9 protein-coding genes are annotated in these 11,116 nt (G+C 69.7%); 5 read left to right on the top strand and 4 right to left on the bottom strand.

What is annotated here, in order from left to right; translation table 11 throughout:
- Window positions 1-456: 456 nt before the first annotated feature.
- Window positions 457-3,231, bottom strand: coding sequence for a PKD domain-containing protein (locus ACIPAE_RS10980; RefSeq protein WP_402444374.1), 2,775 nt, complete (start codon window positions 3,229-3,231; stop codon window positions 457-459).
- Between the two features lie 182 nt (window positions 3,232-3,413).
- Between ACIPAE_RS10980 and ACIPAE_RS10975 the strand changes: the two genes are divergently transcribed.
- Complete coding sequence (locus ACIPAE_RS10975) at window positions 3,414-3,677, top strand: hypothetical protein (protein WP_402444372.1); 264 nt, start codon at window positions 3,414-3,416, stop codon at window positions 3,675-3,677.
- Between the two features lie 200 nt (window positions 3,678-3,877).
- On the opposite strand, the gene ACIPAE_RS10970 is transcribed toward ACIPAE_RS10975, so the two are convergent.
- On the bottom strand, window positions 3,878-4,150 hold the full coding sequence (locus ACIPAE_RS10970) for a hypothetical protein (RefSeq protein ID WP_402444370.1): 273 nt from the start codon (window positions 4,148-4,150) through the stop codon (window positions 3,878-3,880).
- 193 nt (window positions 4,151-4,343) lie between these two features.
- Window positions 4,344-4,772: a hypothetical protein gene (locus ACIPAE_RS10965; RefSeq protein ID WP_329367529.1), complete on the bottom strand. Its 429-nt coding sequence runs from the start codon at window positions 4,770-4,772 to the stop codon at window positions 4,344-4,346.
- Window positions 4,773-5,738: 966 nt separating this feature from the next.
- Between ACIPAE_RS10965 and ACIPAE_RS10960 the strand changes: the two genes are divergently transcribed.
- From ACIPAE_RS10960 to ACIPAE_RS10950, 3 genes are all read left to right on the top strand, one after another.
- Window positions 5,739-6,263, top strand: a complete 525-nt coding sequence (locus tag ACIPAE_RS10960) for a hypothetical protein (protein WP_329367527.1) — start codon at window positions 5,739-5,741, stop codon at window positions 6,261-6,263.
- Between the two features lie 118 nt (window positions 6,264-6,381).
- On the top strand, window positions 6,382-7,608 hold the full coding sequence (locus ACIPAE_RS10955) for a histidine kinase (protein ID WP_329367525.1): 1,227 nt from the start codon (window positions 6,382-6,384) through the stop codon (window positions 7,606-7,608).
- A gap of 161 nt (window positions 7,609-7,769) precedes the next feature.
- Window positions 7,770-8,453 (top strand): response regulator, encoded by a 684-nt coding sequence (locus ACIPAE_RS10950; RefSeq protein WP_402444367.1) that lies wholly within the window; start codon window positions 7,770-7,772, stop codon window positions 8,451-8,453.
- Between the two features lie 75 nt (window positions 8,454-8,528).
- On the opposite strand, the gene ACIPAE_RS10945 is transcribed toward ACIPAE_RS10950, so the two are convergent.
- Window positions 8,529-10,352 carry a hypothetical protein gene (locus ACIPAE_RS10945; protein ID WP_402444365.1) on the bottom strand — a complete coding sequence of 608 codons (1,824 nt, stop codon included), beginning with the start codon at window positions 10,350-10,352 and terminating at the stop codon, window positions 8,529-8,531.
- A 353-nt stretch (window positions 10,353-10,705) separates the two neighbouring features.
- Between ACIPAE_RS10945 and ACIPAE_RS10940 the strand changes: the two genes are divergently transcribed.
- Entirely contained in the window at window positions 10,706-11,098 is a 393-nt protein-coding gene (locus ACIPAE_RS10940; RefSeq protein ID WP_402444363.1) for a nuclear transport factor 2 family protein, read from the top strand.
- Window positions 11,099-11,116 lie beyond the last annotated feature (18 nt).

Here is an 11,116-nt window from a genome sequence, read left to right as displayed (position 1 = left end):
ACTGTTTTACGGGGGGGCCACCCCCACCCTTGTTATAATCTTTTAACCCCCCCCTGGCCCACCCCGCCAAAAGGGTGGTGGCCCCCGGGGGCGCGCCGGGGGGCCCCACGACGTGTTCGTGGCACCGGTCACTGCCGCCGCACGTAATCCGGCGGTTGACTCTTGCCTACGATGACGCAGAACGCGTTCTCGCCGCCTGCCCGGGCGGCCCGCTTCCGGCGGTCCGACGCCAGGTCCGGGCCCGGGCTCGGAACCTGGCTGCGCTGCCTACAGCCCGCCGCTCAGCCCCGGTCGTATCCACTTCTGTGGGCAGTCGCGGAGGGCCTTCGGAGACACCTCGCCCCCACGCGTCGACCCGTTGGACGCGCGGTCTCAGAGTTCCGGCGAGCCGGCGACCTGCCCATGCCAGTGAGCAGGGGACCTCGGCAGCCGCTAGGAGGCCGCTGCTCTCGGGAGTCAGTTGGTGAAGTAGCCCTCGACGTCCACCACGGCGTTCACGGACTCGTGGGCGTTGTGGAGGCTGAGGTGGGTCCCCGAGAGGGGCACGTATGCGAGGACGGCGGTGGTGCGGCCGGCCATGAAGTTGAGGGTGGAGGCGTCCGGACCGGCGTTGTCGTCGTTGTCGTTGGCGGTGAGGTAGCCGTTGGCGCTGGAGCCGACGGCGGTCAGGTTGATCAGGACGCCGGTGACATTGGACGGGAGACCGGCGACTCCGGCTACGTCGAGTTGCACGCTGGAGCCGCTCGTGATGGCGCCCTTGTGCCCGCCGGTGCCGGAACGCGTGTCCAGCACGCGGACCGGCGTGATCGGGTGCAGAGGTTTGTTGAACGGCTCGGTATGGGGTCCGAACGGGACGTAGAAGCCCTCGACCGAGGCGATGAGATGGGCCGAGCCGGCGTTGTTGTAGAGGGACACACGGCCCTTCGCGTCGACCGGAACGACCACCATGGCCGCACGCGACTCCCCGGTGGCGAAGTTGAGGTTCGACGCCGTCGGCACCGCGTCGCCCGGGCGGTAGGCGGTGACGTAACTGTGCGAGGTCGCACCGGTCGCGACGACGTCCAGGACCACCGCAGTCGCCCCGTACTCAGGAGAGTTCCTCTCCGCGATGCCGGGCAGTGCGGTGAAGGTGAGGGAGGAGTTCGGGCCGACCTTGCCGAGCGCGGGCAGGCCGTCCGATTTGTCGCCCCTGGTGTCCAACACCTTGCGCAAAGGGCCCTCGTCGAGCAGGACTCCTCCGTCGTCCGCGCCGGGGGTGAGGGTGGTGTAGCCCTCGACGTCGGCGACCAGGTCGGCGGAGCCGGCAGAGACGGAGAGGGTGACTGTTCCGTCCGGGCCGATCGGGACCGTCACCAGGTTCGCCACCGTCTGGCCCTTGGCGTAGTTGAGGATCGAGGAGGTGGGCTGGGAAGCCCCGCCAGGGTAGGCGGTGATGTGCCCGCCGACGGTCGGGCGCGTGACCGTGACGTTGAGGAGCACGGAGCCGGCGTTCGCGATGGGACCGGCGCCGTTGACCTTCAGATGGACGACTTTCCCCGCGGCGACCTGCGCCTTCGGCGCGCCGAGCCCGGTGCGGGTGTCGAGGATGCGGGTCGGGCTGGTCGAGACGAACACCGGACCGACGGTGACCTTGGCCGTGGTGCTCGACGTTCGCCCGCCCAGGTCGTTCTCGTCGGCGTGGACGGTATAGGTGCCCGCCTTGGCGTAGGTGTGCTGCATGTCCTGGCAGGAGGAGGTCCCGGTCGTCACGGGCGTTCCGTCGCCGAAGTCGATCCGGCAGGAGCCGAGTTCGAACGGGTCCGTCTGCAGGGCCCGGTCGGTGACGTTCACGGCGAGCGGCTTGCTCGCGTCAAGGGCGAGCACACTGATACCGGCGGTGAAGGGTGCCTGCGGGCTGACGGACTCGACCAGTTGGCGTTCCCCGGCAAGGGCCCCTGGGGGTGCGTCGGTGTCCACCGTGATCACGAAGCTGCCCCCGCTGCCGGGCAGCTTGGTGTACGTGTGCCGGACGGAGCCGGCGGTGGAGGTGACCTTCGGAGTACCGTCACCGAAGTCGTACGTGCGACTGACCGTGGTCCCCCACGGGTTGTCGTCGTGCGGGGTGACCGTCACGGTGGCTCCGACCGCGATGCGGTTCGGAGATGCGGTGGGGTAGCCGACCGCGAACGGGTTGCGCTGCTCGTTCGCGCCACGGTCGAAGTAGCCCGCCCCCGTGCCGGTGTTGGCGGTGAGCGGGTCGTCCACCCGGGGGTAGCCGAGGATGTCGGTGGCGAGTTCGCCGGGCGCGTTCGCGTCGGCCGAGTCGATACCGGGGTTGCCCTCGCCGTACCACTGGAAGCCCCTGGTACCCGCCGTTCCGCCGACCATGTCGTGGCCGCCCTGCCCGGTGGCGACCTGGAACGCGGCGACCTCGGTGTAGTCGGTGCCCGCCCAGCGGTAGACGGCGCCTCCGGCCCGGGGATAGTAGAGGTTGTAGCCGATCTTGGTAGTGGCCGTGGAGTCCGCGCCCACCTCGATCCGGCCACGGTCGAACCCGTTGTTCTCCACGGTGGTGCCGGTGGAGCCGCCGTCGACCGCGACGAGGTCGGCGAGACCGCCCAGGTTGTTACTGGTGACGGCGGTGTCCACAGCTCCGTCGAGTGCGATGTCGCGGTCGGCGTATTCGCCTTCGTCGATGTCGTTCGTGGTGACGACGGTGCGCCGTACGCCCACGCCCACGCTGATCACGGGACTGTCCTCGTCCACGGGGAGGATGTTGTTGCGACTGATCGTCACGTCGCTGCTGCTGCCCGACACCGCGATCACGGACGCGTCCTTGGCGCCGTTGAGGTTGAACCCGTCGATCGTGACGTCGTCGGAGTCCTGCACGCGTATGGAACCGGTGGACAGCGTCACCGTCCCGTCCCGCAGGGCCACGTCGTGGACGCCGGCGAAGGCGAGCCCGGCGACCGTGAAGTCGCCCTCGATGGTGAGGGGAGCGTCAGACGTGCCCGACGACGTCACCGTGGTGGCCGGATAGTCCCCGAAGCCCGACACGAGCACCGTGTCGCCGGGCTGCGCGGCGTCGACCGCGGCCTGGAGCGTGCAGTATGGCTGCGCCTGCGTGCCGGTACCGGCAGCAGTGTCGGAGCAGGACGCGTTCTGGATGTCGACGTACCGCGTGCCCGTGTCGGCGGACGCCGTCACCGCCGCACCCGGCAGGAACCCTCCGCCGACAAGAAGCGACAGCACGGCAACGCCAACCACACGTGATCTGTGCACAGTTCCCCCCAGGGACCGCGCTCCACCGCTCGACGCGGGCGGGGTCGCCCTGGGTACCGATCGAGCGTGAGGAGAGCGCGGTAGAACCTATCAGCAGGCCCAAGGACAAGGGGAGTTGTCGAGGACGCGGGCGGGGTCTTGGGGTGGGGACGATGGATTTCCGGCGGAGGGTTTTCGTGTGGGCGGCGGCGCTGGCGGGTGTCGCGGCCGGTCTGGTGCCATTGTCGGAGGTGTCGGCGGATGCGCCCCCGGCCGACCTCTACGTCGGTCAGGGCCTATCGTGCGGTGAGAGCGGGCCCGGCACGCAAGCGGTGCCGTTCTGCACGGTCCAGGAGGCGGCCGACGTCGTCGTGCCGGGGCAGAAGACGGTGCACATCGCTGCGGGTACCTACGACCGGCTGCGAAGCGTTCGCTGATGGTGTGCAGAAGCCGAGCGATCTCGGCGCGAGCGGTTGGCGGATCAAGATCAAGCCGTGCCTCGGTGACTCGCAAGGCAGAGACGATCAATCCGGCGTGCTTCCGGAGGGCCCCCTTTCCCGGTGAGAAGCGAAGGGGACCGTGCTACGCCACGAGTAGGCACGACGCACCACCTTCTTCACCGTCGCAAGCCGGAAGCTCAACTCCGAGAGGGCAGTATGAGACTTTGTGCCCGATTATTCGTTTCGTGTGGGACGAGCGGGCAGGTCGTGACGACGTCGGTCGGCTGCGGCCGGGGCTGGGTGAATAAGCCTGGCTCGGTCTCCGTCAGGATTCCGAGGTCGGCCAGGCGCGTACCGGCCCTGATGGCCCTGACCGAGGGATGCGCAGCCTTCCACGCGGCGATCACCGGCTCGACCAGCGCCCACCGCTCGTCGCTCACATCGCTCCTGTAGGGCTTGCGCTCGCTCACGACGTCCAGCCCAACACGCCCATGTCCGCCGACCGGCCGGGATTCCACACCGCCACACGTTCAGGTGACGACAAAACTCCTATTAACTCTCATTCCGCCCTCTGAATTGACGGATGATCTCCAGATCGGGGCATGGAACCCCGCCGTGCCCGAGGGCACGGCGGGCGGATTTCCGCAGACTCCGGGAGGGAAATCAGGCGGCGCCCTCAAGCAGCCAGACGCTGCAGGCATTCAGCTGGTCAGCGCCCTCGAAGCGGGCGACCGTGACACCCATGTCGTACATGCCGTTGGGGTCGGTGGCGCTGCTCACCCAGTCCCCGGCCGTGCCGTTGCCGGACGTGACGGAATGCCACTGGTACAGGGTGGTGGTGGCCAGGCCCGGGCCCTTGCTCATGAAGCGGATCTGCACATGGTGGCCGTCGGCCAGCGTGTCCTTGAGCTCGATTTCGACGTTGAGCTTGGTGACGCCGGGTGCCCAGTTGGACGCGTAGACAAAGCCGTCGGCTCCGGTCGTGCCGCAGCCCACCTCCATGGCGGACGCGGACGCCGGGGTGGCGCCGAGCACGACGGACGCCATGACGGCGACGGCGCCGAACACCGATGCCTTGGTGATCCTTTTCATGAGATTCCCCTCCCTGGTGATCTGACGATCGAGAGAAGTGAACTCGTACGTGATTGCCGCGTCAAGCCCGAAATGACCGCTGGGCAGGAATACGTCGCACGCCACAACGGGGCACGCACGCACGGGAATTGGTCCATCACCAGCCGTTGCGCAAAAGGAATCCCGGATTCAGCTTGAACGCGATGGTCCGATGCGTAGACGTAAACCCATGACGTTCCTGTCGTGGCTGCCGTTCATCCGGGCCTGGACGGAGTCGCCGGCGCCGTCTCGCCTGGAGCGGGCACGCCGACGGACACGTACGGCATCTCATCAGCAGAGTGGGCAAGGCTCGCCGATTTGGTCAAGGAGCGTGAGGCGGCAACGACCGTCATCGTGGCCTCGTGGCTGTTGCCAGGGCTCATGGCCATGGCCGCATGCGTTCCCTTGTTCCTACCGCTTGGGCCTGTCCCGATGCCTGTGTTCGTGCTGTTCTGGCTGCTGGCTGGCCTGGCTCCAGGCCTGGGCTTCTACGTCCTGACGCCGTCTCCGCGATCATCGTTCCGGCGCCGGCCGCCCCGGCGATTGCACTGGTGAGGCGATTCGGCGCGCCAGGGCACCCCTTGCTCGAACCATCGCCACCACCCCCTCCGTCCGAGAGCGTCCCTCCGTAGACCCACGCTCCCGGCAGCTCGCGCCGACCCCAGACGGGGTTGCAGTTCGGGTTGCAGTCGGCAGTTCCGGGCCTGCGACCCCTGGACCACACTCGGGAGCCGGCGCCGCCGCCGGAGAGGATCGGGCGAACGCGTGCGAGCATGTCCGGCCGCCTCCGGCCGTGGAGAGAGATGGCCCTCCACCCCTTCGCTGGCCGCCGCGGCCCCGTGGCTTCGGCGGACGGGGCCGTCAACCCGTGGGTTGACGCGGTGGACCAACCCGGGGTCAACCCGACGGCTGACGTCGCGGCGCTGCGCGGACGGCAGTCTCAAGGGCATGACGACGACTGATTACCTCATCTCCGCGGTCCTGATCCTTCTGGTGCTCCCGCAGATCCACGGCACCCGGGTCACCCTGCGCACCGCGATGCTGCCGGTGGTGTGCGTCGCGGCGGCGGCCGCGTACTACCTCAAGTCCTTCCCGACCGGGGGCCACGACGTGCGGCTGTACGTCGTCGGCGCGGCCGTCGGCGCGGTACTGGGGCTCGCTTGCGGCGCGACCACTCTGATGAGTCGCGGCTCCGACGGTGTCGCGTTCGCCAAGGCGGGGGTCGCAGCGGCGGCGTTCTGGATCGCGGGGATGCTGCTGCGCTCCGGGTTCGAGTTCTGGTCCGCGCACAGCGGTGCGGTACACATCGCGCGGTTCAGCCGCGACCACATGATCACCAGTTCCGACGCGTGGACCGTCGCGCTCCTGCTGATGGCCTTCGCCCAGGTCCTGGCCCGCCTCGTCGTGATACGGGCCAGGGCGCGCCGGGTCACCGCGAGTGCCGCGACCGCGACCGCACCGACCCGGGGCTGACTGCGTGGACACGGGATCGGGCCCGCGCCCGGCCCGCCCCGTGACCCGGACCCGCACCCCGCGGGCCGGGTCGCGGTACGTTGCGGCGCCTCCCGAGCGCCGCCCTATCCTTCAGCGCATGACGGATTTCCCGGACGGCCCGCCCGCCGACGCGGTCAGCCCGCGACTGGCGGTGGCGCTGGCCCGCGTCCAGGACCGGCGAGAACGCAGGATCAGGCGCCTGCTGTCCTTGCTGTGGGTCGTCATCATCACCATCGGCGTCCAGTCGCTGTCCGCCCGTCCCTCGCCCGGCACCCACGGGGTGCACCTCGCCGTGACCCTGCTGCTCGCCGGGTGCCTGCTGCCGATCGTGGCCGTCGCCTCCGGCCGGTGGCAGGTGACGGCGCCGCGTCCGTGCGTCGCGTACTGCCTGCTGATCGGCGAGTTCGGGCTGGCGCTGGGCATGTTGCAGCCCCACGCCATGTCCGTGCTCCCGATGTCGACGAGCGTGCTGACCGCCTTCCTGGTGCTGTCGCCGGTCCCGGCCACGGCCCTGAGCGGCGTCCTGGCGGCCGAGTTGCTCGGCACCAACCTCGCCGGGATGGACGGCAGCGCCACCAATCTGGTCGGCCAGTTGCAGTTCTGCGCGGTCCTGGCCGTCATGGCGTTCTACATCCGGCAGGCGGGCGGCAACGAGACGCGCGCCGAACTGCTGCTGGCCCAACTGGAGGACGCCCGGGAGGCGGAGACCGAGGCGGCGGCACTGGCCGAGCGCACCCGGATCGCGCAGGACCTGCACGACGTCCTGGCCCAGACCCTGTCCGGACTGGCCATCCAGGTACAGGCCGCACGCAGGATGGCCCGGCGCGACCGGGCCGACGAGGAGTTGCGCGGCTTGCTCGACCGTACCGCGACGCTGGTCAAGGACGGCCTGGGCGACGCCCGCCGGGCCGTCGGCGCGCTGCGCGGGGACCGGCCGCCCTCCCTGGACCGGCTGGCCGAACTGGTCGAGCGCTACCGCACCGACCTGGAGCTCGACGTGACGATGACCGTCAGCGGGACCCGGCGGCCGGTGCCCGACAACGCGGGGGTGGCGCTGTACCGGGGCGCGCAGGAGGCGTTGACCAACGCGGCGCGATACGCACGCGGTGCCCGCACCACGGTGAGCCTCCGCTACGAGGCCGGGGCCACGACACTGACCATCGAGGACCGGCGCGACAGCGGTGCCCCCGTACCGGCCCCGGTACCAGGCGGCTCCGGCCTGGGCCTGACCGGCATGCGCGAGCGGCTCGCCCTGGCCGGCGGCAACGCGAGCGCGGGCCCGACCGGCCACGGATGGACCGTACGGATGGAGATACCCGCGTGACGCTGCCCGCTGCCGGACGCGAACCCGGAAACGGGCCCGGAAACGGAACCCGGACCGAACCCGGACCCGGATCTGGATCTGGAGCCGGACCCGAACCCGGCACCGGACCCGAACCCGGTACCGGATCTGGACCCGAACCCGGACCCGGCTCGAAGGTGAGAGTGCTGGTCGCGGACGACCAGCGCGTGGTGCGCGACGGACTGGTCCTGCTGGTCGGCATGCTGGACGGCATCGAGGTGGTCGGCGCGGCCCGCAACGGCACCGACGCGGTCGAACTCGCCGAGCGGCTGCGCCCCGACGTGGTGCTGATGGACCTTGACATGCCGGTCCTCGGCGGTGTCGCCGCGACCGAGCTGCTGCGCGAACGGCTGCCGGACACCGCAGTTCTCGTGCTCACCACCTACGCGGACGACGACTCGGTCTTCCCCGCCCTGCGGGCCGGCGCTCGCGGCTACCTGACCAAGGACGCGGACGACGACCAGGTCGAGGCCGCGATCCACAACGTGCACGGCGGCCGCACCTGGCTCGACCCCGTGGTCCAGGCCCGCCTGGTCGCCGCGATACAGCCCGACGCCCGCGTGCCCGCGAACTCCCCTTCCCAGCAGGGACGTTCGCGAGACACCGCGGCCCAGCTGCCCGACGGCCTGACCCCGCGCGAGGCCGAAGTGCTCACCCTCATCGCCGATGGCCTGTCCAACGCCCAGATCTGCGCCCGCCTCGTGGTCAGTCAGGCCACCGTCAAGACACACATCAACCGCATCTTCACCAAGATCGGCGCCACCGACCGCGCCCAGGCCGTCCGCTACGCCTACCGCAACGACCTGACCACCGAGCGGAGTACGTAAGGCGGGACGTACTGCACGGGCCACCCGGGTGCGTGTTGCGCGGGTGCGCGTCACTTGCAGCCCGCCTGATGGTGGTCACTTCTTGACGTGGACGGTGCGCTGCGGCCCGTTGGAGTCGATGTGGTGGCTGTCGGAGGTGAACCAGACAACGGCCCAACTGCCGGTGCGGGTGGCTTTGCCGCGCAGGTGGTAGGCGCCCTTGGAGTCGGTCCTCACCCGGGTGACGTAGTGCCAGGTGGAACTGCCCGAGGGGCGGAACTCCAGGTAGGCGTAGGTGTGGGAGATGCCGGACCACTTACCGGAGGTGCTGCGCTGCTGCACGTGCCCGCCGAAGGTCAGGTAGGTGTTCTTGCGGACCGTGGTGTGGCTGGGCGTGCCGCCGGTGATCCGGGACGGGGTCCGGTAGATCTTCACGGCGGAGCTGTAGGACGGGGAGTAGTCCGGCGTGCCACGGAAGTACGCCCGCCAGTAGCCGTTGGCCTGGCCGGCGTAGGTCGCGTAGCAGCTGAACTCGTCCCCGGCCAGCCCGGAGCGGCCGATCTTCGTGGTGCCCACGGTGTGCCAGGTCTTGTTGTCGTACGAGAACTGGATCGTCACCGACTGGGTCCCCGAGGCGAACTCCACCCCGTTCAGGTTGAGCCGGCCGTCGATCTTCGCCTCGCCGTACTCGTCCTCGCTGACGTGGAACGGGGTGACCCGGCTGGGCGAGGGCACGTGCACGTAGACCGGGGTCGTGGTCTGGCTCTCGTCGAGGTAGGGGTCGTAGTTGCGGTAGTTGTCGAAGTAGTAGGCCCCGGCGGTGCCGGTGGTGATCGTGAAGATGCCGCTGGGGTCGGTCGTTGCGCTGGCCTGGTAGTACGGCGGCCCGTCGGCGTTGACCGTCTGCCCCGGTGTCGGCGTCCACACGGTGCCGACCTTCCGCTCCAACACGCCGCGGAGGGTGGTGTGCCCGCCCTTGGGGAGCTTCACGTCGGTGCTGCTGAGTATCCGTATGCGAGTGGTCTCGGCCTTTGCCGGCACGCTGAGGATGGTGGAATCGCTGCTGTCGAGCGCGTACGGGTAGCCGGCGGTGGCGGTGCCCTGCGCGTCGAAGGTGCGGTAGCTGGCGGAACCCTTGACCGTGACGGGCGCCGTCATCCGGCCGTCGGCGCCGACCGTACCGGTGGCCACCGTGCCGGGGGCCAGATCCGGGTTGTCCAACGAGACCGTGACGCCCGACGGGTCGAGTGCGGCTCCGGTGGACGGGTCGGTGACGGTCACCGGAGCGCTGACGGTGTACGAGCGGTGCTCGTAGTCGACGGAGCTGCGGTCGGCCGTCAGCCGACCGGTCTTCACCTTCGCCGCGTAGGTGAACTCACCGACGTCCGCGAAGTGTTCGGTGGCGCCTTCGGTGTCGGTGACGTCGAGCGAAACGTCGTACACCCCCAGGGCCGGCAGCGCGGGCCGGTCGGCGGATATCTGTCCGCCGAAAACGGGGTCGTACCCGAACGTGGTCGTGGTGCCCGAGTCCGGTGAATCCGTGGGTGCGCCGTGAGGGCGGTAGTGCGCGGTCATACCGGCGATCTGGTCGCCGCTGAGGCTCAAGACCGACAGGGCCAGTTTCCAGTGGTCCGAGTGGGCGTTGCCCACGCCGTAGACCTCGAACTGGTCTGCCGGCGCGGACGGGGTATCCGTCGGGTCCGGCGCGGACGGGGTATCCGTCGGGTCCGGCGCGGACGGGGTATCCGTCGGGTCCGGCGCGGACGGGGTATCCGTCGGGTCCGGCGCGGACGTGGTGACGCCGGACGACGGAGTGCCAGGCGTTGACGTGCCCGGGTCGGCTACGGCGGCCGGCAAGCTCAGCGCGACGGCCAGCATCGCGCCGGCCGTCACGCCTGGTAGGGCAATACGAAGTCTCACGTGGTGGTCCCCCCTGGGATGCGTGAACTGCTCGACCGGCCAGGCGCGTTGGCGCCGGCGACAGGATCGGAACCGCACCAGCGTACGGGCGACCGCGGAGCGCTCTCCAGCGGGTTCGAGTACGAGCTGGTCGAGTCAGGAAGGTATGACGCTGTCCCGGTCCCAGCTCTGGTCTCGTTCGCCGCCGTCCGGTCCCGTCCGCAGGGTGCTTCGCCGATGCTTCCGTCTCAGGTCGGAGCGTCCTCGCCTTCCCGCGAACCGCGCCGTGGCCCGTTGGAAAGCGTGTTGGGGCAATCCCTCACGAGTTCGCATCCCGTATTCTCCGCAGGGCCGGCGAGGCAAGGAGGATCGGGATGGGGATGGACCAGATGGCTCTTGAAGCCGCTCTCCACGATGCCGAGCAGAGGCTGCAGGCCGCTGTTCGATCAGGTGATGCGCAGGCGCTGGACCTGCTCCTGGACGACCGTGTCATCTACACGGGACCTGACGGCAGCACCATGACGAAGGAGGAGGACCTGGGAGCGCACAGGTCCCGGACCCTGGCCGTCGAGGTCTTCGACCAGCAGGACCTGCACGTGACCGTGGTGGACTCCACCGGGATCACCCGTGTGCTGGCCGGGCTCGAGGGCACCGCCGGAGGACATCCGTTCAAGGCGCGCCTTCGCTACACCCGCACCTGGATTCACGCTGACGGCACCTGGCGCGTCCTCGCCGCCCACGCCAGCGCCGTCCCCGATCTCGGGTGAGGACTCACGGACCAGCCG

Origin of the sequence: Streptomyces sp. NPDC087270, from assembly GCF_044744625.1 — a bacterium.
Lineage (GTDB): Bacteria > Actinomycetota > Actinomycetes > Streptomycetales > Streptomycetaceae > Actinacidiphila.
The sequence above is the reverse complement of the archived record's forward strand: the minus strand, read 5'-3'. Positions and strand labels throughout refer to the sequence as shown.